Source organism: Jatrophihabitans sp. YIM 134969 (genome assembly GCF_054456675.1).
In genome coordinates this window covers 14231-37689 of sequence record NZ_JBTJEQ010000045.1, presented here as the reverse complement: position 1 = coordinate 37689, position 23459 = coordinate 14231, and the positions used below count along the sequence as shown (strand labels likewise).

Annotated in this window: 28 protein-coding genes; 22 read left to right on the top strand and 6 right to left on the bottom strand. The window is 71.5% G+C overall.

Annotation, left to right across the window (positions count from 1 at the left end):
- From ACXR2U_RS19285 to ACXR2U_RS19265, 5 genes are all read left to right on the top strand, one after another.
- Positions 1-466, top strand: a 466-nt coding sequence (locus ACXR2U_RS19285; RefSeq protein ID WP_458826702.1) for a MarR family winged helix-turn-helix transcriptional regulator, incomplete at its 5' end; no start/stop codon positions are given.
- Between the two features lie 162 nt (positions 467-628).
- Positions 629-2197 carry a M4 family metallopeptidase gene (locus tag ACXR2U_RS19280; protein ID WP_458826701.1) on the top strand — a complete coding sequence of 523 codons (1569 nt, stop codon included), beginning with the start codon at positions 629-631 and terminating at the stop codon, positions 2195-2197.
- A 172-nt stretch (positions 2198-2369) separates the two neighbouring features.
- The gene (locus ACXR2U_RS19275) at positions 2370-2996 is read left to right on the top strand and encodes an AIM24 family protein (RefSeq protein ID WP_458826704.1); all 627 of its coding nucleotides are present in this window, start codon (positions 2370-2372) and stop codon (positions 2994-2996) included.
- A 177-nt stretch (positions 2997-3173) separates the two neighbouring features.
- Positions 3174-3845 carry an AIM24 family protein gene (locus ACXR2U_RS19270; protein ID WP_458826700.1) on the top strand — a complete coding sequence of 224 codons (672 nt, stop codon included), beginning with the start codon at positions 3174-3176 and terminating at the stop codon, positions 3843-3845.
- A gap of 13 nt (positions 3846-3858) precedes the next feature.
- On the top strand, positions 3859-4614 hold the full coding sequence (locus ACXR2U_RS19265) for an AIM24 family protein (RefSeq protein ID WP_458826699.1): 756 nt from the start codon (positions 3859-3861) through the stop codon (positions 4612-4614).
- A 94-nt stretch (positions 4615-4708) separates the two neighbouring features.
- Here ACXR2U_RS19265 and ACXR2U_RS19260 read toward each other — a convergent pair whose 3' ends face one another.
- A complete protein-coding gene (locus tag ACXR2U_RS19260; protein WP_458826698.1) occupies positions 4709-5404 on the bottom strand; it encodes a hypothetical protein in 696 nt (231 codons plus the stop codon).
- Positions 5405-5589: 185 nt separating this feature from the next.
- Here ACXR2U_RS19260 and ACXR2U_RS19255 point away from each other — a divergent pair, with 185 nt between their 5' ends.
- Complete coding sequence (locus ACXR2U_RS19255; protein ID WP_458826697.1) at positions 5590-6318, top strand: mycothiol-dependent nitroreductase Rv2466c family protein; 729 nt, start codon at positions 5590-5592, stop codon at positions 6316-6318.
- A 4-nt stretch (positions 6319-6322) separates the two neighbouring features.
- Here the strand turns inward: ACXR2U_RS19255 and ACXR2U_RS19250 are convergent, their stop codons facing one another.
- Positions 6323-6646, bottom strand: a complete 324-nt coding sequence (locus ACXR2U_RS19250; protein ID WP_458826696.1) for a zinc-ribbon domain-containing protein — start codon at positions 6644-6646, stop codon at positions 6323-6325.
- A 117-nt stretch (positions 6647-6763) separates the two neighbouring features.
- On the opposite strand from ACXR2U_RS19250, the gene ACXR2U_RS19245 reads away from it, so the two are divergent.
- Entirely contained in the window at positions 6764-7606 is an 843-nt protein-coding gene (locus ACXR2U_RS19245; protein ID WP_458826695.1) for a hypothetical protein, read from the top strand.
- Positions 7607-7640: 34 nt separating this feature from the next.
- Positions 7641-7958, top strand: coding sequence for a hypothetical protein (locus ACXR2U_RS19240; protein WP_458826694.1), 318 nt, complete (start codon positions 7641-7643; stop codon positions 7956-7958).
- 19 nt (positions 7959-7977) lie between these two features.
- Here the strand turns inward: ACXR2U_RS19240 and ACXR2U_RS19235 are convergent, their stop codons facing one another.
- Positions 7978-8445 carry a hypothetical protein gene (locus ACXR2U_RS19235; protein ID WP_458826693.1) on the bottom strand — a complete coding sequence of 156 codons (468 nt, stop codon included), beginning with the start codon at positions 8443-8445 and terminating at the stop codon, positions 7978-7980.
- Between the two features lie 149 nt (positions 8446-8594).
- Between ACXR2U_RS19235 and ACXR2U_RS19230 the strand changes: the two genes are divergently transcribed.
- The 11 genes from ACXR2U_RS19230 (at position 8595) to ACXR2U_RS19180 (ending at position 16787) form a co-directional block, all read left to right on the top strand.
- Complete coding sequence (locus tag ACXR2U_RS19230) at positions 8595-9860, top strand: CpaF family protein (RefSeq protein ID WP_458826703.1); 1266 nt, start codon at positions 8595-8597, stop codon at positions 9858-9860.
- On the top strand, positions 9860-10717 hold the full coding sequence (locus ACXR2U_RS19225) for a type II secretion system F family protein (RefSeq protein ID WP_458826692.1): 858 nt from the start codon (positions 9860-9862) through the stop codon (positions 10715-10717). Before ACXR2U_RS19230 ends, ACXR2U_RS19225 begins: the two co-directional genes overlap by 1 nt.
- Positions 10714-11643 (top strand): type II secretion system F family protein, encoded by a 930-nt coding sequence (locus ACXR2U_RS19220; RefSeq protein WP_458826691.1) that lies wholly within the window; start codon positions 10714-10716, stop codon positions 11641-11643. The genes ACXR2U_RS19225 and ACXR2U_RS19220 overlap by 4 nt, the downstream gene beginning before the upstream one ends.
- Positions 11644-11654: 11 nt before the next feature.
- A complete protein-coding gene (locus ACXR2U_RS19215; RefSeq protein WP_458826690.1) occupies positions 11655-11873 on the top strand; it encodes a hypothetical protein in 219 nt (72 codons plus the stop codon).
- On the top strand, positions 11824-12291 hold the full coding sequence (locus ACXR2U_RS19210; protein WP_458826689.1) for a TadE/TadG family type IV pilus assembly protein: 468 nt from the start codon (positions 11824-11826) through the stop codon (positions 12289-12291). The genes ACXR2U_RS19215 and ACXR2U_RS19210 overlap by 50 nt, the downstream gene beginning before the upstream one ends.
- Positions 12288-12788, top strand: a complete 501-nt coding sequence (locus ACXR2U_RS19205) for a TadE/TadG family type IV pilus assembly protein (protein ID WP_458826688.1) — start codon at positions 12288-12290, stop codon at positions 12786-12788. The genes ACXR2U_RS19210 and ACXR2U_RS19205 overlap by 4 nt, the downstream gene beginning before the upstream one ends.
- A gap of 23 nt (positions 12789-12811) precedes the next feature.
- A complete protein-coding gene (locus tag ACXR2U_RS19200) occupies positions 12812-13264 on the top strand; it encodes a pilus assembly protein TadG-related protein (protein ID WP_458826687.1) in 453 nt (150 codons plus the stop codon).
- A 44-nt stretch (positions 13265-13308) separates the two neighbouring features.
- Positions 13309-13797: a cupin domain-containing protein gene (locus tag ACXR2U_RS19195; RefSeq protein WP_458826686.1), complete on the top strand. Its 489-nt coding sequence runs from the start codon at positions 13309-13311 to the stop codon at positions 13795-13797.
- 88 nt (positions 13798-13885) lie between these two features.
- A complete protein-coding gene (locus ACXR2U_RS19190; RefSeq protein ID WP_458826685.1) occupies positions 13886-15340 on the top strand; it encodes a purine-cytosine permease family protein in 1455 nt (484 codons plus the stop codon).
- Complete coding sequence (locus ACXR2U_RS19185) at positions 15337-15804, top strand: nucleoside deaminase (RefSeq protein ID WP_458826684.1); 468 nt, start codon at positions 15337-15339, stop codon at positions 15802-15804. The genes ACXR2U_RS19190 and ACXR2U_RS19185 overlap by 4 nt, the downstream gene beginning before the upstream one ends.
- On the top strand, positions 15804-16787 hold the full coding sequence (locus ACXR2U_RS19180) for an isopenicillin N synthase family dioxygenase (protein WP_458826683.1): 984 nt from the start codon (positions 15804-15806) through the stop codon (positions 16785-16787). Before ACXR2U_RS19185 ends, ACXR2U_RS19180 begins: the two co-directional genes overlap by 1 nt.
- 85 nt (positions 16788-16872) lie before the next feature.
- Here the strand turns inward: ACXR2U_RS19180 and ACXR2U_RS19175 are convergent, their stop codons facing one another.
- From ACXR2U_RS19175 to ACXR2U_RS19165, 3 genes are all read right to left on the bottom strand, one after another.
- Positions 16873-18774: a hypothetical protein gene (locus ACXR2U_RS19175; RefSeq protein ID WP_458826682.1), complete on the bottom strand. Its 1902-nt coding sequence runs from the start codon at positions 18772-18774 to the stop codon at positions 16873-16875.
- A gap of 76 nt (positions 18775-18850) precedes the next feature.
- Complete coding sequence (locus ACXR2U_RS19170; protein ID WP_458826681.1) at positions 18851-19693, bottom strand: bifunctional 5,10-methylenetetrahydrofolate dehydrogenase/5,10-methenyltetrahydrofolate cyclohydrolase; 843 nt, start codon at positions 19691-19693, stop codon at positions 18851-18853.
- Positions 19694-19704: 11 nt separating this feature from the next.
- A complete protein-coding gene (locus tag ACXR2U_RS19165; RefSeq protein WP_458826680.1) occupies positions 19705-20331 on the bottom strand; it encodes a cyclodeaminase/cyclohydrolase family protein in 627 nt (208 codons plus the stop codon).
- A 260-nt stretch (positions 20332-20591) separates the two neighbouring features.
- Between ACXR2U_RS19165 and prfB the strand changes: the two genes are divergently transcribed.
- From prfB to ftsX, 3 genes are all read left to right on the top strand, one after another.
- Positions 20592-21707, top strand: a complete 1116-nt coding sequence (gene prfB, locus ACXR2U_RS19160) for a peptide chain release factor 2 (RefSeq protein ID WP_458826679.1) — start codon at positions 20592-20594, stop codon at positions 21705-21707.
- Positions 21708-21848: 141 nt separating this feature from the next.
- Positions 21849-22538 carry a cell division ATP-binding protein FtsE gene (gene ftsE / locus ACXR2U_RS19155; protein WP_458826678.1) on the top strand — a complete coding sequence of 230 codons (690 nt, stop codon included), beginning with the start codon at positions 21849-21851 and terminating at the stop codon, positions 22536-22538.
- A gap of 1 nt (position 22539) precedes the next feature.
- Positions 22540-23457: a permease-like cell division protein FtsX gene (gene ftsX, locus ACXR2U_RS19150; protein ID WP_458826677.1), complete on the top strand. Its 918-nt coding sequence runs from the start codon at positions 22540-22542 to the stop codon at positions 23455-23457.
- The last annotated feature ends 2 nt before the right edge of the window (positions 23458-23459 follow it).

Genomic DNA, 23459 nt, shown 5'->3' with positions numbered 1-23459 from the left:
AGGCGCCGCGGCCGCCGACGCCGCCGCCGCCGGCGCCGACGAACCGACGGTGACGGCCGCCCGGCTCGAGCGGGTCGCGGGGCTGCTGCTGCGGCGGCTGCGCCCGACCCGCCCGGGCGACCTCACCCGGTCGCAGTCGTCGATGCTCGCCACCGTGCGCGACCACGGCCCGCTCTCGCTCGCGGCGCTCGCCGAGCTCGAGGCGGTGCAGCCGCCGACGGCGTCCAAGGCCGTCGAGCTGCTGGCTCAGCGGGGGCTGCTGCGTCGCGAGGTCGACCCGGCCGACCACCGCCGGCAGCTCATCGAGCTCGCCGGTGGTGCCGCCGACCTGCTCGAGCGTCGGTCCCGTGACGCCGTCACCGCCTTGTCGGCCGAGCTGGCCACCCTGTCCCCGGACCGCCGCAGCGCGATCGTCACCGCTCTCCCCGCGCTGGAGGAGCTCGTCAGGGACTTCGGCGCCCGCTGACGCCCGTCCGTGCCTGATATGGACAAATCCGGACAACTGGCAGGTTTCGGCCTGGCAACATGTGCGACCGGTCCAGACCGGGTCATGTCCTGATCTGCCCCATAAGTTCCTCTCATCCGAAAGCGGACCCACGCCCCGCTGCACGCCACGAGAGGACCCGAGTTGAGAACACCCCCGGCATTCCGGACCGCCGCGGTCGCCACCTGCACGATCGCGCTGACCACCACCGCCCTCGCCCACGCGGCCACCGCGAGCGCGGCTCCCGTGACCACCGCGAAGGCGGGCGGCGCGCACGTCGTCGCTCTCGCGGCCGAGCCCGGTTCCGCGCTCACCGGCCCCGCCGAGGGATCGGCCGCGACCGCCGCCGCCTCGCAGCGCGCCGCGGTCGCGAAGCTCGCGGGCCTCGCACCGTCCGAACTCACCGTCGCGGCCGTCCGCACCGGCCGGGCCGGCACCGACGTCCGGTACCAGCAGGTCGAGGCCGCGACGCCGGTGCGCGGCGCGGTCGTCGTCGCGAGCCTGCGCTCCGACGGCGCGGTGCTGGCCGTGCAGGGCCGCTCGTCCGGTCTCGCCGCCACCGCTGCCCGCCCGGCGACCACCGCCGCGGCCGCGGCGAGCGTGGCGACCTCGAAGGCCAAGGGCAAGCAGGCCGGCACCTACCGCGTCACCGGCACCACGCTGCAGTGGTACGACCCCGCCGTGGCCAAGACCGGCGCGTCGGCCCCGCAGCTCGTCTACTCGGTGAGCGTCGTGCCGAACGGCGGGGAGAAGGTCTACGGCGACGTGCTGGTGAGCGCCGCGGACAACGCCGTCGTCGCCGACGAGACCCAGCAGGCCGAGGCGCTGCGGCGCGCGGTGTGCGACGTCAACAGCGCGAACATCTCGACCAGCTCGATCTGCAACTACAGCCGCGCCACCCGCGCGGAGGGCGGTGGTTCGTCGGGCATCGCCGACGTCGACGCCGCGTACACCCGCTTCGGCACCGCGTCGGACTTCTACGCCTCACTCGGCACCGATCTCACCAACCTCATCGGCTACTCCAGCTCGACGAGCGGCGGCAAGTACCTGTCGGCGATCACCCGCGCCTGCCCCGCGGCCTACGGCTGCCCGATGCAGAACGCGTTCTGGAACGGCTACGGCATGGTCTTCGGTGCGGGCTTCACCCAGGCCGACGACGTCATCACCCACGAGTTGACCCACGGCGTCACGCAGAACGTGAACAACCTGCAGAACGGCGCCATCAACGAGTCGATGAGCGACATCATGGGCGAGTTCGAGGACATCGAGAACGGGGCGGGCAACGACTCCGCGTCGGTGGCGTGGCTCGTCGGCGAGGACCTGCCGGGCATCGGCGCGATCCGCGACATGAGCAACCCGCCGGCGTCGGTCGAGGGTGGTCCGCACCCGGACCGCATCGGTTCGCCCGATTTCGACTACAACGGCGAGGTGCACGGCATGAGCGGGCCGACGTCGAAGACGGCGTACCTCATCACCGCCGGTGGTTCCTTCAACGGTTACTCGGTCAGCGGCATCGGTTACAGCAAGGCCGAGGCACTGTTCTGGAAGGTCGAGAACACCCTCACCGCCTACAGCGGCTGGGAGTCCTTCAACACCGCGCTCGCCTCGGCGTGCTCGTCGCTGCAGTCCACGGGCGTCGTCACCGCGTCGGACTGCACCCAGGTCGCCAACGCCAAGGCCGCGACGGAGTTGACGCTCGCGACCGACGGCTGAGCGCCCACAGCCACGCCCGACCCCGAGCCACAGCCCGGGCCGCGATCCAGGACGTCGCGGCCCGGGCTGTGTGCTGTCTGCGAGTCCCGGTGACTGTGCCTTTCCGGGAAGCCGTCGGCACTGTGTTCGAGCCCCGTATGCACTAGCGTGCTCGCTCGTGGCTCAGCTCACCATGAACGGACAACGGGTCCTGCAGGTCCTCGTCCAGAACGAGACCGTCCGCGCCATGAGCGGCGCGATGGTCGCGTACGAGGGCAACGTCGAGTTCAAGCACGCCGGCATGGGCGGTGGTGGCGGCTTCAAGGCCGCCCTGAAACAGAAGATGACCGGCGAGTCGCTCAAGCTCATGGAGATGACCGGCCACGGCATGGTCTACCTCGCGGTCGACGCGATGGAGATCGAGCTGGTCCGGATCCAGAACGACACGCTGTTCGTGGAGTCCGAAGCGCTCCTGGCGATCGACGGCCCGCTGCGCACGGACGTCAAGTTCACCGGCCTGCGCGGCGCGTCGAGCGGGCAGGGCCTGTTCACGACGACCGTGTCCGGCGACGGCATGGTGGCCCTGCTGTCCGACGGTCCGATGATCGCTCTCGAGGTGTCGCAGCAGTACCCCCTGGTCGTCGACCCCGACGCCTTCATCGCCTACCGCGGCCAACTGCAGCAGACCTTCGTCACCGACGTGTCGTGGAAGACCGCCATCGGCGAGGGCAGTGGTGAGGCGTTCAGCCTCGCCTTCCAGGGCCAGGGCGTCGTCTACATCCAGCCGGCCGAGCGCGGCTCGCTCTTCGGCGACATCTGAGGCGGGGGACACCAGGCCGTGGCTCCCAGGTCCATGCTCTGCTGCGCGACGCTGAGGCACGGCGTCTGCTTCGTTGTCGTCGGCACCGGTACAACAGCGGTACCGGCTTCTCCTCCGCCTCGCATCCACCACACCTCAGCGCCGCTCGCGACGAGCGGGACCTAGGAGACACGACCAGTGCCGAACTTCGAGAAGGTCAACAGCAAGGTCATCAAGGTCCCGCTGACGGGCCCGGTCATCGCCCGGCGCGGGGCGATGCTCGCCTACACCGGTGACGTCCACTTCGTGCCGCACGGCGCGATCGGCATGGGCGGCGCGGGGCGGCCGTCGTTCGGAGGCATCGGCGGCATGCTCATGCAGCGGGCGGCCGGCGAGCACGAGCCGATGATGGAGGCGCAGGGTCAGGGCGAGGTCTGGTACGGCTTCCGCGGCGCGCACATCACGATCATCGACGTGCAGCCGGGCATGAACCTGCAGGTCGAGGCCGACCGGCTGCTGGCTCACGACGGATCGTTGCAGTCGTCAACGGTGTTCCTGGGCCAGGGCGGCATGCGGCAGGCCATCGGCGGTGCGATCTCCGGGCAGGGCCTGTTCACCACGCAGCTGCAGGGGCAGGGCTCGGTCGCGCTGCTCTCGCACGGCGGTGCGATCGCGATCAACGTCGGACCGAACGGCCCGGTGTCGGTCGACCCGCAGGCGTACGTCGCGGCCCTCGGCCAGCTCAAGGTCGACGTCGCCGCGAAGATCGGTTTCCGCGAGGCCGTGGGCCGCGGTTCCGGCGAGGCCATCCAGTTGAAGATCAGCGGCCAGGGCACGGTCTACGTGCAGGCCTCCGAGCAGAAGTTGTGAGAGGGCGCCCGTCATGACTGCTCCCACCGAGCCCAAGATCCTCAACCCGATGACGTTGCCGGACAACGACAACGTCAACAACTACGCCTTCTGCATCGAGATCTCGAACCCGTGGTTCGTCAAGAAGGGGGCGATGATCGCGTACTACGGGCAGGTCCGCTTCGAGGCGCTCGCCGCCACCTCGCTCATCGGGCTGGTCGCGACCAAGTTCTCCTCGCCGCTCTACGCGCAGGACTGGGTGGTCACGAACGGCCAGGGCAAGGTCATCCTCGGCGACCGTGGTTTCGACATCAACAGCTACGACCTCGACAACGGCAACCTGACCATCAAGGCGACGAACCTGCTCGGGTTCGAGACCGGCCTCGAGCTCAAACAGTCGATCATCCCGGGGTTCCTGACCCTCATCGGCACGGGCAAGTTCCTCGCGTCGTCGAACGGGCCGGTGATCTTCGCCGAGCCGCCGATGCGCGTCGACCCCGAGGCCCTGCTCGGCTGGGCCGACTGCCCGAGCCCCTCGGTGCACTACGACACCGGCTGGATGCACAGCTTCCTCGGTGCCATGGCGAACTCGGTGCTCGGCGTGCAGTCCGGCGAGGAGCGCCAGTACGACTTCACCGGTGCCGGCACCGTGCTCATGCAGAGTTCGGAGATCCCGCGCTACGACCCGGCCGTCACCCGGCTGGTGGAGTCGCAGCTCAACGGCATGGCGCCGACCGGGCTCCGACAGATCCAGATGACGATCCAACGGCGGTTGGGCACGCAGCAGTAGCGCTCCTCCGGCTGGGCTTCCACGACGACGGGGGTCCGAGTTCGCGGGTGGACGGCTGTCACCCGCGAACTCGGACCCCTGTCGTGTCGGTGGGTCACCCGGCCGCGGGCTCGTCGCGTCGGAGCAGGGCGAGCGCGATGAGCACGAACGGCAGGACGCCGATCGTGCCGATGAAGCCCAGGGCCCCGGGCAGGAAGAACGGCGCGGCGAAGAACAGCGGCGTGGCGAGGCTCCACCACGGCAGACGGCCGGCGCGGGCGAGGCCCACGACCCACGTCACGATCCCGACCGCCAGCGCGATGTTCGGGCTCTGCAGCCAGAACGACGTCCACCCGCCCGACCAGACGTCGTCGGTGACCTTGACGGCCGCGTCGGTCCCGACGATGCGTCCCATCGCGCCCTCGTAGTGGTCGAGCAGCAACAGACCGCTCATCTGCACCGCACCGAACGCCCCGAGCAGGGCGCCGACGGTCGTCGCGATCCGGCCACGGCGGCCGCGGACCAGCAGCATCGTCGCGACGAAGCCGACACTCGCGGCGACCCAGCCGTAGTGGAACAGCCCGGCCGAGAGCGCGGTCTGCGCCGGGTCGGCCGCGAGCGAGCGGACGTAGTCGGCGGTGCTGTCACTGTCCTGTGGCGGGCTGGTGAGACCACCCGCGACCATCCCGATCGGGAACAGGACCAGGCCGACACCGCCGGCCTTGCGCAGGACGGTCGTCGGCGTCCAGGTGGGTGGCGGCTCCGACGCGGTGGTCGTGGCGGTGCTGGGTGCGGTCTCGACGGCGGTCACGGTGACTCCTCGGTGGTGGCGGGCCGGGTGCCCGCTGCGGGTCAGACCCTCGTCGTTCGGGTTTGCGTCGGCCTTGTCGCGCGCAGCCGGTCAGGACGCAAGCCCCGGGCAAGTCCGGCCCCGAGCGCGTCTCGAAAGCCCGTGCTCTGCTGCGCGACGGGCGAGACGCGCCCTACTGTCGAGCCGTGACCGCTGACCTGCGCTTCTGGTTCGACCCCGTGTGTCCGTTCGCCTGGATGACCAGCCGCTGGGTGGAGATGGTGGCCGAGCAGCGTTCCTACGAGGTCGAGTGGCGCTTCATCTCGCTGCGGCTGATCAACAAGGACGTCGACTACGCCGCGCAGTTCCCGGCCGACTACGAGGCGGGGCACACCGGCGGGTTGCGGCTGCTACGGGTGGCGGCGGCGGTGCGTGATGCACAGGGCAACGATGCCGTCGGCCGCTACTACACCGCGATCTCGTCGCGGATCTTCGAGGCCGTCCCGCCGCCGGTCGACGCCGACGGTGACCCGCGGGCACGTCCGGACTCCGTGCTGCCGGCTCTCGCCGAGGCCGGACTGCCGGCGGAACTCGTGGAGTCCCTCGACGACACCTCGCGCGACGCGCAGATCCAGGCCGAGACCGACGAGGCGTTCGCCCTCACCGGCCGTGACGTCGGCACGCCGATCATCCAGTTCCGCCCGCCCGAGGGTGTGGCGTTCTTCGGTCCGGTCATCTCGCGCCGGCCGACGCCGGAGAACGCGGCGACGCTGTGGGACCACGTGATCGGCCTGGCCGAGTTCGGCGGTTTCGCCGAGCTCAAGCGTTCGCTGCGGGAACGGCCGCAGTTGCGCTCGTTCGGGTGGGAGCCGTCGTCGTCCGGGGACGCGGTCGAGGAGGACTGGCACGGCGGCAGCCGCCGCCAGCACCGCTAGTCCGTCACATGCCGGGGCCGGGCGGATCCATCCGGAACCCGATGCCCGCCTCGGTGGGCCCGGGGCCGTGCGGTCCACGCGGTCCATCACCGCGCGGCGTACCCGCCGTCACCTGCTCGGCCTCGGTCTTCGAGAGCTTCGTCGTGACTCCGCAGTACGTGCAGGTCATCGACCGGCTCACCGACACCGGGAACACCGGGATGAAGAACAGCGTGAACCACCGCATCCGTCGCGCCACCTGCTGCGCCACCGGGTTGTGGCAGTTGCCGCACACCAGGTTGACCGTGGCGATGAACTTCACCATGGTGCGGAAGCCGAAGATGATCACGATGCGTTCCCTCCTGCAGGATCCGCACATCGTCCGCCACCGGACTCCGCGTCCGTCGTCGGGGGCGTACGCCTACCGTCGTGACAGGGGTTGCCGCAGGAGGTCGGAGGAACGTCGTTGTCGCAGCGTGGGATCCACGCGCACGTCGCTCGGCTGACGGCGGTCGGCGTCCGGGGCGGGGCCGACGGCCGGTTCGTCGACCTGCGCCAGGTCACGTGGCTCGACCCACTGCACCTCGTGTGCGTCGCCGCGTCCGCGGCCGCCGCGGCGAGGGACGGCGTGCCGTTCGAGCTGCTCGGACCATCGGGTGAGCAGGCCCGCTACGCCGCGCGCATGCACCTGGGTGAGGTCCTCGACTCCTTCGGCGCGCGCCACACCCTGGCCCGAGGACGTGAACACGACCGCAGTGACGTGCTGGTCGAGACGACCGTGGTGCGCGACGCCTCCGGTGTCCGCGCGCTGGCGGAGTTGGTCTTCGACAAGGTGGAGAAGACGGACCGTCACCTCGCCGCCGGGTTGTTCACGTCGCTGGCCGAGATCAGCGCGAACGTCAACGAGCACGCCCAGAGCGTCGGGTTCGCGGCCGCCCAGACCGTCGACGCTGCGGGCGTCATCCGCTTCGCCGTCGCCGACTCGGGGGTCGGCATGCTGCACACGCTGCGCTCACGAGGTGCCCGGGACTCGCGCACGGCGATCGGCATGGCGCTGTCCGGGACGAGCCGGGTCGATGAGGCCACCCACGGACGAGGGCTGCCGTCGGTGGTGCGGGACGTCGCCGCCCTCGACGGTCAGCTGCTCGTCGCGTCCCACGACGCGGTCACGACCGTGGACCGGTCCGGTCGCACGCACCTGGCGGCCGAGGTGCCGTTCCGGGGCACCGTCCTCGAAGGCGCCCTGCCCCTCGCGGATCGTCGGACCCGGCGGGCGGGAGACCGTGACACACTGGCAGCAGACGATTGACACCCGATCGAACTCGATGGTAGGGACGCACCGTATGACGGAGTCGAAGGTCCTGCAGCTGCCGCGGCTGGTCGCCGGGCGGGACTTCGCTGCCGAGATGGTCGAGGCGTTCGCGGCGCGTGACGGCGCCCTCGACGGTGCCCGGGTCGTCGTCGACGCGTCGGAGTTGCTGAGTGGCACGGCGTCGTTCGCCGGAGAACTCGTGCGACGGATCCTCGTCGACGCTCACGCGGCCGAGCTGTTGCTGGTCGGTGCGCCGTTCCAGTTCGCCGAGGACGTGACCCTCGCGGCCAAGGAACTGGACGTGACGAGCCGCTTCGACGTCGCAGCCTCCCACCCGATCGCCAGCTGAGCCCCGGGTCGGCCGCCGGTCAACCGCGTCGCGTGCCTCTCCCGCTGGAGGAGCGCAGAGCTTCGGCGAACGCCGCGTGGAGGAGGTCCCAGTCGTCGGACTCGGTTCGCGGACTGACGTCCTGCCGGCTCACGAACCGCTGCTCGGCGTCGTGGAGCCAGCTCTCGAGCCGTTCGATCACGACGACGTCGTCAACGCGGCTCGACGTCACCACCACACGGTCACGGGCGTCGTCGAAACGACGCTGGGCGTCGTCGAGTTCGGTCGAGGGCAACCCGCCGCCGGCGCGTGCCGTGGCGCCGTAGTCCCGCAGTCGCCCGCGCACGGCCACGACCGCGTCCTGCGTGTCCAACAGCGCCGCGCGTCGCCGGTCGTACGCGCGCGCCCGCCGTTCGCGCCGGGTGAGCTCGATCTGGGTGCCGATCGCGACGAGCAGGGACACCGCGGCCGCGATGACGGCGGCGACCAGCGGCGCGGAGCCTGTCACGGTGCACCTCCGACCTCGCCTGCCTCCGGTGGCCATCATGCCGGTCGGGTCCGACGGCCACCGGACGGAGTTGTCCACAGATTCTCCGATCGTTGCGCACGAGGACGTGTTCTTTCGTAAGCTCCCGGTCAGTGAGCCGTACGCCCGGTCTGACCGGGTGTGCCCCGACCCCCGAGGAGCACCGCACCGTGCCGACCGCCGCGACCATCGTCGAGAGCGAGGTCCGTGAGCTGGTCCGCCGGCGTGGTCTCGATCCGGCGGTCGAGGCGGGGGCGGTGCGGCGGCTGGTCGAGGAGGTCGTCGCGGACTACGCCGACCGGGCGGTGACCTCGTCGCTGCCGCCGCTGGTCGACGCGCCAGCGGTGGGGCGCTCGGTCTTCGACGCCGTGGCGGGCTTCGGGCCGTTGCAGCCGCTGCTCGACGACGACTCGATCGAGGAGGTGTGGATCAACGAGCCCGGCCGCGTGTTCGTGGCCCGCGCCGGGCGGTCGGAACTGACCAACGTCATCCTCACCGCGCCGCAGGTCGCCGAGCTGGTCGAGCGGATGCTGCGGACCTCGGGGCGGCGGATCGACCTGTCGGCGCCGTTCGTCGACGCCATGCTGCCCGACGGCTCCCGGCTGCACGTGGTGATCCCGCCGATCACCCGCGGCCACATGGCCGTCAACATCCGCAAGTTCGTCATCGGGCTGCGCACCCTCGACCAGCTCGTCGCGGCCGGCTCGATGACGCCGCAGGTGCACCGGTTCCTCGACGCCGCCGTCACGGCCGGGCTCAACGTCCTGGTCTCCGGCGGCACCCAGGCCGGCAAGACCACCCTGCTCAACGCCCTGTGCGGCGCGATCCCCGGGCGGGAACGGATCGTCACGGTCGAGGAGGTCTTCGAGCTGCAGGTCCCGCAACCGGACACCGTCGCACTCCAGACCCGCCAGCCCAACCTCGAGGGCACCGGTGAGATCCCGCTGCGGCGGCTGGTGAAGGAGGCGCTGCGGATGCGGCCCTCGCGGCTCGTCGTCGGTGAGGTGCGGCAGGAGGAGTGCCTCGACCTGCTGATCGCGCTGAACTCCGGGTTGCCGGGCATGTGCACCCTGCACGCCAACTCGGCGCGGGAGGCCCTCGTGAAGATGTGCACACTTCCGTTGCTCGCGGGCGAGAACGTGTCGGCCGCCTTCGTCGTCCCGACCGTTGCAGCGTCAGTCGATCTCGTCGTCCACGTCGGTCTCGACCGGCACGGCCGCCGCCGAGTGCGTGAGGTCGTCGGGGTGACCGGCCGGGTCGAGCGCGACGTCATCGAGACCACCGAACTGTTCGGCCTGGTCGACGGTCGGCTGGTGCGGCGTGACGGGTTCCCGCCGCACGTCGAGCGGTTCGCCGATGCCGGGATCGACCTGCCTGCCTTGCTCGGGGTGGCGTGATGGGTGCCGTGTGCGGGCTGCTGCTCGGGCTGGGTCTGCTGCTCATCTGGCGCAGCGGGCCGCGGGCGCCGCAACGGGCCACCCGCGGGCCGGGCTGGCTGCAGCGGCGCCGTGAACGGCTGCGGCAGGCGGGGATCACCGCGATCAGCCCCGCCCAGTTCGTCGTCCTGCAGGTCCTGGCCGGAGTGATCGCGGGCGTCGTCGTCCTGGTCATCACCCAGGCCGTGACCGTTGCACTGTGCTTCGCCGTGTTCGGTGCGGTGGCGCCGGAGGTGGTCGTGCGGCGGATGCGGCTGCGGCGGCAGGTCGCCCTGCGGGAGCTGTGGCCGGAGGCGGTCGACAACCTCGCCAGTGCGGTTCGGGCCGGCATGTCGCTGCCGGAAGGCCTGACCGCGTTGGGGATCCGCGGCCCGGCCCCGTTGCGGCCGGCGTTCGCCCGCTTCGGCGCGGCGTACCGCGTCTCAGGTCGGTTCTCCGAGTGCCTCGACGCGCTCGAGGACGACCTGGCCGATCCCGTCGGCGACCGTGTCTGCGAGACGCTGCGCGTCGCTCGCGACGTCGGCGGCACCGACCTCGGTTCGGTCCTGCGCACGCTGTCCGACCTGCTGCGTGACGACGCCCGCACCCGGTCCGAGCTCGAGACCCGCCAGGGGTGGACGGTCAACGCCGCGCGTCTCGCCGTCGCGGCGCCGTGGCTCGTCCTGCTGCTGCTCGGCACCCAGTCCGACACCCTCTCCGCGTACGACTCACCCGGCGGCAGCCTGCTGCTCGTCATCGGCGCCGCCGTCTGCCTGGTCGCCTACCGCGTCATGCTGCGCATCGGCCGACTGCCCGAGGACCAGCGGGTGCTCCGGTGACGGGCGTGGTGCTCGGCGGTCTGCTCGGGCTGCTGTTCGCGGTCGGCGTGCTCGTCGCCGTCCGGTCCTCGCCGCCGATGCGCCCGATCAGGCTCGTCGACCGCGTCGCCCCCTACGTCGCCGACACCCCGCAACCCTCGCGCCTGCTGGGCACCGCCGCCGCGCCGTCGTGGCGCACCGTCGGCGGCCCGGCCCTCGCCGCGCTCACCCGCACACTCGACCGGATCGTCGGCGGCCGGGCCTCGGTGAGTCGGCGCCTGGCCGGGCTCGGGAGCGGCGGCACGGTCGAGGACTTCCGCATCGAGCAGGTGGTGTGGGGTGCCGTCGGCCTGCTCGCGGCCGGTGGGCTCGTCGCAACGCTGGGCGCCGCCCGCAGTGGGGTGTCGCCGCTGCTGGTCACCGCCGCCGCGCTGGTCGGCCTCGTCGCCGGCGTGCTGGGCCGCGACTGGTTCCTGACCCAGTCGTTGGCGCGGCGGGAGGACCGGATGATGGCCGAGTTCCCGGTCGTCGCCGACCTGCTCGCCCTGGCCGTCGTCGCGGGGGAGGCGCCGGCCGCGGCTCTGGCCCGCGTGTGTCGCCTCGTGCAGGGCGAGCTGAGCCGCGACCTCGGCTCGGCGCTCGCCCGCGCCCGCTCGGGCGAGCCGCTGACCCGGGCTCTCACCGACCTCGCCGACGCCACGACCCTCGAACCCTTCGGACGTTTCCTCTCCGGCCTGGTCGTCGCCATCGAACGCGGCACCCCGATGGCGGACGTCCTGCGCGCCCAGTCGGCCGACGTCCGCGAGTCACGCAAGCGCGCGCTGCTGGAGTCCGGTGGCCGCAAGGAAGTGGCGATGATGGTGCCGGTGGTGTTCCTGATCCTCCCGGTGACCGTGCTGTTCGCCTTGTACCCCGGTCTGCTGACACTCGTCAGCGTGACGAGCTGAGGAGGCCCCCCGTGCCGCAGTTGGAACTGCTCGCCGCCTGGTTCGCCGCGGGATACCGTGCGGTCGCGCGGCGGGTCACCCACGACGACCGGGGTGACGTGCCCGGGTGGGTCATGATCACCGTCATGACGGCCGGCCTGGTCGTCATCATCTTCGCGGTGTTCCGCGACCGGATCACGGATGCGATCGGCGATGCCATCGACTCGGTCACGAACTCGACGTCGAAGTAGCGCGGTCGCCCGGCTGCGTCGCCGGTGCGCCGACGACACCGGAGCCGCGGTCGCGGAGTTCGCGATGATCTCGGTGCTGCTGGTGTTCCTGCTGTTCGCGGTGCTGCAGGTCGCGCTGCTGTTCTACGTCCGCACCGTGGTGGCGAGCAGCGCCGCCGACGGTGCCCGGTACGCCGGCGCGGCTGATGTCCCGACCGCGGACGGCGCCGGGCGGGCGTCGGCGTTGATCGCCGACGGGCTGACCGCGGGTGTGGCGGCGCAGGTGCCGTGCGCGGCCACCGACGAGGTCGATCCCGATTCCGGCTTGCCGACCGTGCTGGTGCGGTGTCAGGGCGACATCGCGTCGGTGTTCCTGCCCATCGGGGCGTTCGTGCACATCGACGCCAGCTCCCGGGTGCTGTCGGAGCAACGGCCGTGACCCGGCTCCACGACCGGTTCCGCCGGCTGCGGGACCGGATCCGCAGCCGCGTGCGTGACGACGACGGCAACGCCACGGTCGAGTTCGTCTTCGTCGCGGTGATCGTCATGGTGCCGCTGGTCTACCTCGTCGTGGCGGTCGCCGTGGCGCAACGCAGCAGCCTGGCCGTCACCCAGGCGGCGCGGGAGGCGGGGCGGGCGATGGTCACCGCCGACACTGTGGGGCAGGGGCAGGCCCGAGCCGAGGTGGCGGTGCGGCTGGCGCTGGCCGACCAGGGGCTGCCGACCGACGGCACGACGGTGACGACCGTTGCCACCAGCACCAGTTGCGACGGACCCTCGATCGCGCCGACGTTCGCGCCCGGGTCGGAGTTCACGGTGTGCGTCGCGCGCCAGGTCGATCTGCCCGGCGTTCCGTCGATCCTGGCCGGACGCGGCGTCACGACCGTGGGCCGCTTCGTCGTGCACGTCGACGACTTCCGTGCGGTAGCGCGATGACGGCAGAGCCGTGCGGTAGCGCGATGACGGAAGAGTCGAGCCGTGCCGCGGTGAAGTCCGACGAGGGGTCGACGATCCCGCTCATCCTGGGCTTCTTCGTCGTCGCCGCCCTGCTCGTCGGTGGTGGCGTCGCGGCGGGTGACGCGTTCGTCGACCAACGCAGCGTCCAGAGCGTGTGCGACGGCGCCACCCTGGCCGCGGCCAACGCCGTCGACACCGGCGCGTTCCGGTCCGGCACCGCACCCGGGGCGGGCTCGGCCGCACCGTTGCGGGCCGTGCAGGAGGCGGCGGACGCGTACCTCGCCCGCGACCCGTCCCGCGCGGGCGTCACGGTCTCCACCACCGTGAGCGCCGACGGCGCACGGGTGGAGTCGACCTGCGTGCAGGTCCTGCCGATCACCTTCGGCGGCGTGCTGGGCTTCGGCGGCGGGGTCCGCCACGTGGTGACGTCGTCGGCGTCGACGGTGCTCAGCTGACCACGAGGGCGTCCTCTCAGCGGCGGAGTCGCTAGGGTCCGGCCATGTCGTACCCGGACCCGGTCTACTTCGGCGACACCGGTCAGGCCTCGGCGCGCCTGACCGCCCACGACACCCCACCGAACATCGACGGCCTGCCCCGCTCGACCTGCACCTACCTCGCCACCGGCGCGAGCACCGGCGGCAAGTTCGGGCTCTACCGGTGGACCTTCGGGCCCGCTCCCAGCGGGCCGGACCCGCACTTCCACCGCACGATCACCGAGTCGTTCTACGTGCTCGACGGCGTGGTCTCGATCCACGACGGCCACGAGTGGGGCGACCGGGTGGCGGGCGACTTCGTCCACGTGCCCGAGGGCGGCATCCACGGGTTCAAGAACAACTCCGGCGAACCGGCGTCGATGTTGCTGCTGTTCTCGCCCGGGGCGCCGCGCGAGGAGTACTTCGAGACCCTCGCGGAGCACGCCCGGGGCCGGGAGCTGCTGCCCGAGGAGTACGACGAGTTCATGCTCCGGCACGACAACATCTGGGTCTGACCGTCGACGTCCGAGTCCCTCATCACCGAATCACAGTTGTAACGCGTTCGACACCCGACGCGACGCCGATCGGGAGATCCTCTCGGCCATGAGCAGCGCGATCGCACCGCCCGACGTCGAAGCCGCCCTCGCCTCGTACGGCAGCAAGACCGTCGCCGTCGAGCCCGGTGGGGTCGAGTTCATCCCCCTCTCGGCGCGCCACGGCAAGCCCAGCGGGCTGTTCTGGACGTGGACGTCGCCGAACATGGAGTTCGCGACCATCACGGTCGGGATCCTCTCGGTGCTCGCGTTCGGCCTGACGTTCTGGCAGGCCGTGGCCGCCATCGTGATCGGCAACCTGCTCGGCTCGACCTCGATGGGCCTGCTGTCGACCTGGGGCCCGCGCGCCGGGCTGCCGCAGATGGTGCTCTCGCGGACCGGCTTCGGGTTCCTCGGCAACATCCTCCCGGCCGGGATCAACGCGATCGTCGCGGGCGTCGGCTGGTTCGCCGTCAACAGCGTCAGCGGCGCGCTCGCGCTGCACGCGTTGGCCACCGGCATCCCGGCCAAGCTGTGCCTGGTCATCGTCGTCGTGCTCATGCTCGCGCTGGCGTTCGCCGGCCACAACCTCGTGCACGCCTTCGAGCGGTACGCGTTCCCGGTGTTGACGGTCGTGTTCGTCGTCGGGGCGATCTGGGTCTTCGCCAAGGCCAACCCCGGCGCGCCCGCGTTCGACGAGCCGCCGTTCGTCGGCGGCACCATGGGCGGCTTCTTGCTCACCGTCGGCGCGACCTTCGGCTACGCCGCCGGCTGGAACCCCTACGCCTCGGACTACACCCGGTACCTCGCTCCCGAGACCCCGAAGAAGTCGGTCGGCCTCGCCGCCGGGCTCGGCGTGTTCGTCTCCTGCGTGTTCCTCGAGGTCGCCGGCGCGGCCATGGTCTCGGCCGTCGCGGAGCCGGGCATCGACCCCGGGATCTACACCAGCCCGATGCCGACCTGGCTCGGCAAGCTCACGCTGCTCGCCATCACCATCGGTGCCATCGCCGCCAACGCCTTGAACCTGTACTCGGCGTCGATGTCGTTCATGGCCCTGGGGATCCGGCTGCGCACCACCCTCGCCCGGGCCGGGGTGTCGGTGGTGTTCGCGATCGCCGGGCTCTGTGTCGGGCTGTGGGCGATCAGCAGCCCTGGCAACAACTACGAGAACTTCCTGCTGATCATCTCGTACTGGATCGGTCCCTGGCTCGGGGTCGTGTTCCTCGACCGGCTGTTGCACCGCCGCACCGCCGAGCAGACCTGGGCCGAGGTGGCCAGCACCCGGTACCAGAACTGGGCCGGCCCGATCGCGATGCTCGCCGGCATCGTCCTGTCCATCTGGTTGTTCTCGAACCAGACCAAGTACACCGGCGTCATCCCGAGCCACGAGCCGAAGTTCGGCGACATCGCGTTCTTCGCCGGCTTCCTCATCTCGGCCACGCTCTACACCGTGCTGAGCAAGGTCCTGCCGCGCCGTGGTGCCCTCGCCGAGGTGCCCGACCCGGTCGCGACCGCCACGGCGTGACCACCGACCAGGAGATGCTGGCGGTCGCCGTCGAGGAGGCGCAGCGCGGCCTCGCCGAGGGCGGGATCCCCATCGGGGCCGCACTCTTCGGCGCCGACGGCACGCTGCTCGGGCGCGGGCACAACCGGCGCGTGCAGGACGGCGACCCCTCGGTGCACGGTGAGACGGCCGCTTTCAAGGATGCGGGCCGCCAACGCAGCTACCGCGGCACGACGATGGCGACCACCCTCTCGCCGTGCTGGTACTGCAGCGGCCTGGTTCGGCAGTTCGGGATCAGTCGGGTCGTCATCGGCGAGGCCACCACCTTCCACGGTGGTCACGACTGGCTGGCGGAGAACGGGGTCGAGATCGTGGTGCTCGACGACCCGACCTGCACCGCGATGATGCAACGGTTCGTCACCGAGCAGCCCAGGCTGTGGTTCGAGGACATCGGCGACGACGAGTCGACGGGGGAGACGTCCTGATGGGTGCGGTACCGGTCATCGACCTCACGCCGTGGTTCGAGGGGGACGACGTCGCCCGGGCGCAGGTGGCCGCGGCCGTCGACGAAGCCCTGCAGGACGTGGGGTTCCTGCTCGTCACCGGTCACGGTGTGCCCGCCGGGCTGCGCGACGCCGTGCGGGCGCAGGCCCGGGCGTTCTTCGCGCTGCCCGAGGCCAGCAAGCGCAAGTACGCGGCCACCATCGGCGGCCGGGGCTGGCTGCCACCAGGTGTCGAGGCCAACGCCCACGCCGATCCCTACAGTGACGCCCCGCCGGAACCCGGAGCGCCCGACCTCAAGGAGTCGTTCGCGCTCGGCGCCGACAAGCCGACGGGCGACCCGGAGCTCGACCGGTTGTGGTTCCTGGCCAACGTCTGGCCGGAGGAGCTGCCGGAGTTCGCGCCCGTGGCCATCGACTACCTGGCCCGCATGAACCGCCTGGCCGACGAGTTGCTGCGGGTGTGCGCCGCGGCGATCGGCCTGCCGGAGCGAGACTTCTTCACCCGGCACACCGGCCACGCCACCCACACCATGAACGTCAACTGGTACCCGCCGCTGGCCAAGACCGGTGCACCGGGCAACGATCAGTTCCGCATCGGCCCGCACACCGACTTCGGCACCGTGACCATCCTCGACCGCGAGCCCGGCAAGGGTGGTCTGCAGGTGTGGACCGAGTCCGACGGCTGGGAGGACGCACCGTGGGTGGACGGCGCCCTCACCATCAACACCGGTGACCTGCTGGCGCGGTGGAGCGGTGACCGCTGGAAATCCAACCGGCACCGGGTTCTGCCCCCACAGGCGACCGCCCCCGACGAGGACCTGGTCTCGCTGGTGTTCTTCTACGAGGCCGACGCCGACACCGTGGTCGAGGCGCTGCAGCCGCCGTACGGACGCCCGAACGACCACGCGCCGGTGGTCGCCGGCCGGTTCATCCTCGACCGGCTCGAGGCCATCACCGTCGCCTGAGCGGCGCGAACGCAACGACCTGGCTCCAGGCCGGACCGACCTGAGCCGGCCCGCCCGGCCCGCGCACCGCGGGCCGGGTGGGGCGTCAGGACTTCGGGATGCTCACCTTGAACGACACCGGCGTGGTGACGGTGAACGTGATGCCGTTGCTGTTGGTGTACGCGCCACCGACGGTGATCGTGCCCTCGGTGAAGCCCGCCGGGACCTCGAACACCGTGCGGTTCGCGACCAGCTTGGCCTGCGTCTTCTGCCCACCGGGCAGGGTCAGCACCAGGTGCGACGGCTCGAAGGTCGCGGAGTCACCCGCGCTCGAACCGGTGAACGGGGGCGGCGAGTCCGTGGAGAACGTGTACTTGAGGTCGGTTTCGAGGATGGCGTTGCCGGGCGCGCCGGCCTTGGCGGTGCCTTCGTCGTCGGCCCAGTAGAACAGCCCGGCCACCGAACCCGACAGCGTGCACGGCCGGCTCGCGCTGGCCCCGCCGCCGGTCTCGGTGAAGGCGAACGACCGCGGCGGCGTGAAGGAGCCGAACCGGTTGTCGCGCGCCAGGACCGCGATGTTGCTCGTCCCCGGCTTGCCGGTGAGCAACGAGAGGCTCTGCTTGACGCCGTCGGCACTGGTCACCAGGTCGACCGACTTGGCGTCGGTCGGCACGGCGATGACGTTCGTGGCGCTGAGGTCGGGGATCTCCTGGCCCGACTGGCCGTCGACCGACACCGTGAGGTCGAGGGAGTCCGCGCCGTCCGTGGAGTCGCCGTCGCCCGGGGCGTCGGCGAGCTCGAAGGCGATGAGCTTCTGGCCCTCGGGGGCCGAGCGGGCGTCGGAACCCTTGCCGTAGCGCTTGATCTCGCCGAGCTTGTCGATCGTGACGCCACCCTTGAGCGCGCCCATCGTCGCGCCGGCCGGGGCGTCGGGGACGTCCACACCGGTCACCGTGGTGAAGACGTTCTCCTCGGCCGGGGGCGGCTCCGGGACGGTCAGCCCGCCCGCTCCGTTCGGCGGCGAGGCGCCGTCGGGGCGCACCAGCTCCTGGTCGGCGGGAACCGCGGTCGCGCCGGCCTCGGTGCCCTTGGCGTTGATCGACAGCGTCACCTTGTCGCTGCCGGACGCGGCGAGGCCGTACGGGATGTACGGCTTGTCGGTGGTGCCGTCGACGAACAGCGCCGGGCCGCAGTAGACGGTGTCGCTGACGTCGGTGTCCGGGGTGTCCTTCGGCGGGTTCTTCGGCACCGAGAACCAGCACCGGGTGTCCTTGCCCTTCACGCCCTTGACGTCGCCCACCAGCGTGTCGAGGTCGCTCTGGGCCTCGGTGAGCACGGCGTCGGGGTTCGCGACCTCCTTGCCCTGCCAGGTCACGGCCGGGCCGCCTCGCAGGAACAACGCCCACGCGCCCACGCCGAGACCGGCGACCAGCACGACGACGATCCCGATGACCAGCGCGATCTTGCCGCCGGAGCGCTTCTTCGCCGGGGTCGGCGGCAGGCCGCCGGTGGGGGAGCCGTAGGCGCCGGACCCGTAGGCCGCGTAGGACGGGTCGACCGGCTGCTGGCGGGTGTCCTGCCCGCTGCCGTAGCCGTACCCCCCGCCCTGGTTGCCGTAGCCGCCGCCGTACGACGGCTGCTGCTGGGTCGGCTGGTCGTAGGACGGCTGCTGCTGGGTCGGCTGCTGGTAGCTCGGCTGGCCGTACTGCTGCCCGTACTGCCCGGGCTGCTGTCCGTACTGCCCGGGCTGCTGCCCGTACTGATCGGGCTGCTGCCGGGGGAGGAACTGCGTCTGGTCGGCCGCGGACGTCCCCGACCCCTCGCCGGGGTTGCCGTACGACGGCGCCCCGTACGAGGGCGCGCCGTAGCTCGGAGCGCCGTAGCCGCGGGGGGCGTCGGGGTTGTCGGCCCCGCCCTCGCGGGCCGCGTCGCCGGCGTTCTCCGCGGGCTTCGGCTCGTCCGGTCCCTGCTGGGGAGGCCAGGCGCCCCAGTTGCCCTGGTCGGTCATCCTCGTGCTGTCCCCTCGCCGACGTGCCCGGACCCGGACATCTTGCCACGAAGCAAACGCCGTGGCCTGCTGGAGATCAGGATCGAGTCAACGCCGTCGCAGCGTCGACCGTGTGCCGGAGCAACAGCGCCGTCGTGACCGGCCCGACGCCGCCCGGCACGGGTGTCAGCGCGCCCGCGACGCCCTCGACCGCGGCGGCGTCGACGTCGCCGACCAGCCCCTCCGGCGTGTCGTTGGTGCCGACGTCCACGACGGTCGCGCCCGGCTTGACGAACTCGGCCGTGACCAGCCGCGGGCGTCCGACCGCCGCGACCAGCACGTCGCCGGTGGCGGCGACCGCGGGCAGGTCGACGGTGCGCGAGTGGCACACCGTGACGGTGGCGTTGCGGTCGAGGAGCAGGTGCGCCGCGGGCTTGCCGACCACGGTCGATCGGCCGATGACCACCGCGTGGCGTCCCTCGAGCGCGACCTCGTGGTGGTCGAGCAGGGCGAGCACGGCCGCCGCGGTGGCGGGAGCGAACGCGGGCAGCCCCGCGACCAACCGGCCGAGAGACTCCGGCGACGCGCCGTCGACGTCCTTCGCCGGGGGGATGGCACCGGCCAACTCCTCGAGCGACGCTCCCCCCGGCAACGGGGTCTGCAGGATGATCCCGTGCACGGCGGGGTCCGCGCCCAGGTGCCGCAGTTCGTCGGTCAGGCGCTCGGGCGTCGCGAACAGGTCGACGACGGTCGCCTCGATCCCGACCTTGGCCGCGGCCTTGACGATCGAGCTGACGTACCAGGCGCTGCCGCCGTCGTCGGTGGCCGTGACGATCGCGAGCGTCGGTGTGGTGCCGCTCGCGGTGAGCGCGGCGGCGTCGGTGGCCACGGACGCCCGGATCGAGGCCGTGAGCTCCTTGCCCGACAGGACGGTGGTCACGCTGTCGACGCTCACGACGCCGGGGCGATCGTCGCCCGGACCGCCGAGGTCACGGCGTCGGCGCGGGCGGCGACGTCGTCGACCCCCGCGAGGGCGGCCCGCAGCCGGGCGGCGGCGTCCGCGTCCTTGATGCCGCCGAGGTTGATCTCGACGTTGACCCGGGCCGTCGTGACGGCCGCCCGGGCGGCGTCGGCCGCGGCGGCGACGTCGGTGACGACGTTGCGGTTGCCGACCGGCAGCAGGGTCTCGGCGAGCTCGACCAGGCGGGTGCCCACCTCGATCACCGCGGCCGGCGGGGCCGCGGCCCCGACCAGCGCCGACGCGATCGCGGCCGAGCGGGTGGCCTTGGCGTCGTCGGTGTCCTTCGGCAGCCCGTAGGCGGCCCCGACCGCGCCGAACGCCTCGGCGTCGTCGGCGGCCAGCTGCAGTGCGCGGTCGCGCAGCGCGTCGGCCTCGGCGAGCACGCCGCCGATGACCTCCGCGTGCTCGGCGTACTTCGCGGTGTCGCTGTAGCGGGCGACCATCGCGAGCAGGGCCGCACCCTGCGCCGCGGCCAGCGCGGCCGCGGCCCCACCGCCCGGGGCGGGCTCGCGGGCCGCGAGGTGGTCGAGGTACTCGCCGACGGTCTGTTCGCGCACGGGAGCCGAGCGTAGAGGAAGCCGGTTCCGCTGCACGGTGCAACAGAAGCGGTCGACCGGCCGCCCAGGCGACGGGTGCCCGCGCTGCTCTGGCGCTGCTCGCACCGGTGCGAGCAGCGCCAGAGCCCCGCGGGGAGGGGACCGCGAGGGCCGGGCCGGCTGTCCGCGAACGGCGTGAAGGCCGGGAATGTCCGGATCGGGCGGTGGGCGTCCGGCGCGATCGGCCGAGGGAGGCGCCGACCCGGGTAAACTGGCCGGTTGTGACCGACGTCCCCACGCGCCTCGAGGAACTGAGCGCGACCCTCGACACCATCGAGGCCGTGCTCGACCTCCCGCGCATGCAGAGGGAGGTCGCGGAACTCGAGGAGAAGGCTGCGGCCCCCGATCTCTGGGACGATGTCGACGCGGCCCAGGCCGTCACCACCAAGCTGTCCTACCTGCAGGGCGACATCCGGAGGTTGAGCGGCCTGCGTCGGCGTCTCGACGACGTCGCGGTGCTGTGGGAGCTCGCCGAGGCCGACCCCGACAGTCCCGACGGCATCGAGGCCCACAGCGAGGCCGAGACCGAGGTCGCCGCGTTGGGCAAGGCCGTCGACGAACTCGAGGTCCGCACCCTGCTCTCGGGCCAGTACGACGCCCGCGAGGCGCTGGTCACCGTGCGCGCCGAGGCCGGTGGGGTCGACGCCGCGGACTTCGCCGAGATGCTGCTGCGCATGTACAGCCGCTGGGCCGAGCGCCACCACTACTCGACCGAGGTCCTCGACACGTCCTACGCCGAGGAGGCGGGGATCAAGTCGGCGACGATGAAGGTCAAGGCCCCCTACGCGTACGGGACCCTCTCGGTCGAGCAGGGCACCCACCGGCTGGTGCGCATCAGCCCGTTCGACAACCAGGGCCGCCGCCAGACGTCGTTCGCGGGCGTCGAGGTGCTGCCCGTGGTCGAGCAGTCGGACCACGTCGAGATCCCCGACGACGACATCCGTGTCGACGTCTACCGGTCCTCCGGCCCCGGCGGGCAGGGCGTCAACACGACCGACTCCGCGGTCCGCATCACCCACCTGCCCACCGGCATCGTCGTGTCCTGCCAGAACGAGCGCTCGCAGATCCAGAACCGCGCGAGCGCCATGAACGTCCTGCAGGCGAAGCTGCTCGAGCGCCGCCGCGAGGAGGAGCGCAGCGCCATGGACGCGCTGAAGGACGGCGGTTCCAGCTGGGGCAACCAGATGCGCAGCTACGTCCTGCACCCGTACCAGATGGTGAAGGACCTGCGCACGGAGCACGAGGTCGGCAACCCGCAGAGCGTGCTCGACGGCGACATCGACGACTTCATCGAAGCCGGCATCCGGTGGCGCCGCAGCGCCGACAGCGCATCCTGAGCAAGCCCCTCGACTGCCTGAGAGTCTGCCGCCGCACCGGTCCGGATGACCGGATCACGCCGGATTCACCGGATCACGGAGGGGGTCACGGCTACACTCGCCCTCCGTGATCCACGCTCCTGCACCGCGGCCGGCCGCCTCGTGATCGTTCTCGACGAGGTCACCAAGTACTACCCGACCTCCTCACGCCCGGCGCTGGAGGACGTCAGCATCAGCGTCGACAAGGGCGAGTTCGTCTTCCTCATCGGACCGTCCGGATCGGGCAAGTCGACCGTGCTGCGCCTGCTCCTGCGCGAGGAGCAGATCGACAAGGGCACGATCACCGTGAACGACCGCGACCTGCGCAAGCTGCACGGCCGTCGCATCCCGCAGCACCGCCGCACGATCGGCTGCGTGTTCCAGGACTTCCGGCTGCTGCCGCGCAAGACCGTCTACGAGAACGTCGCGTTCGCCCTCGAGGTCATCAACAAGAGCTCGCGGCAGATCAAGCGGACCGTGCCCGAGGTGCTCGACCTGGTCGGCCTCGACGGCAAGGCCACCCGCATGCCCAACGAGCTGTCCGGTGGTGAGCAGCAGCGCGTGGCCATCGCGCGCGCGTTCGTCAACCGGCCGCTGCTGCTGCTCGCGGACGAGCCCACGGGCAACCTCGACCCCGACACCAGCCAGGGGATCATGAACCTGCTCGAGCGCATCAACCGCAGCGGCACCACGGTGGTGATGGCGACCCACGACAACAACATCGTCGACGCCATGCGCCGCCGGGTCATCGAGCTCGAGGGTGGCCACGTCGTCCGGGACCAGTCCCGCGGCGTGTACGGGGTGGGTCGCTGACATGCGCCTGAACTTCATGATGTCCGGCGTGGCCACGGGGCTGCGCCGCAACCTGTCGATGACGATCGCGCTGATCCTCTCGACCGCGATCTCGCTGGGCTTCCTCGGCGCCGCGCTGGTGGCGAGCACGTTCATCCAGGACTTCCGCGACAAGTACGAGGACCAGCTCTCGGTCACGATCTACCTCTGCCCGACCATCAACAGCGACTCCGACACCCAGTGCGCCGCGGGCCGCTACACCGACGCCCAGCAGTCGGCGCTCGCGGCGAAGCTGCGTGACGACGACCGGATCGCGTCGTTCACGTTCTTCACCGAGCAGCAGTCCTACCAGCGGGCCAAGGCCACCCTGCCGGAGGCGACCGCCGACAACCTCGAGGTCGGCGTCATCCCCGCCCTGTTCCAGCTCAAGCTGAAGAACATCCAGCGCGACTACGACGGCGTCAGCGCCTCCTACGAGAAGGCGCCCGGCGTGCAGTCGGTGCAGAACCAGAGCGACGAGTTGAGAACGCTGCTCGACCTGTTCGGTCAGGTCCGCACGGCGTCGTTCGTGGTCGCGATCATCGTGCTGATCTCGGCGATCATCCTCATGGCCAACACCATCCAGGTGGCCGCGCAGCACCGGCGCAACGAGACCTCGATCATGCGGTTGGTCGGCGCCTCACGCTGGGTGACCCAGCTGCCGTTCATCATCGAGGCCGTCATCGCCGCGGTGGTGGGCGGCATCATCGGCACCGCCTTCGTGTTCGTCGGCCGGTCGCTGTTCTTCTACCGGGTCTTCGGTGACCAGGTGAAGTCGCGCATCTTCCCGCCGATCGAGGTGTCGACCGTGCTCACCTGGGGGGCGGCCGGGATCGGGGTCGGGATCGTGCTGGCGGCGCTCACCGCCTGGGCCACGCTGCGGCTGTCGGTGAAACTGTAGGA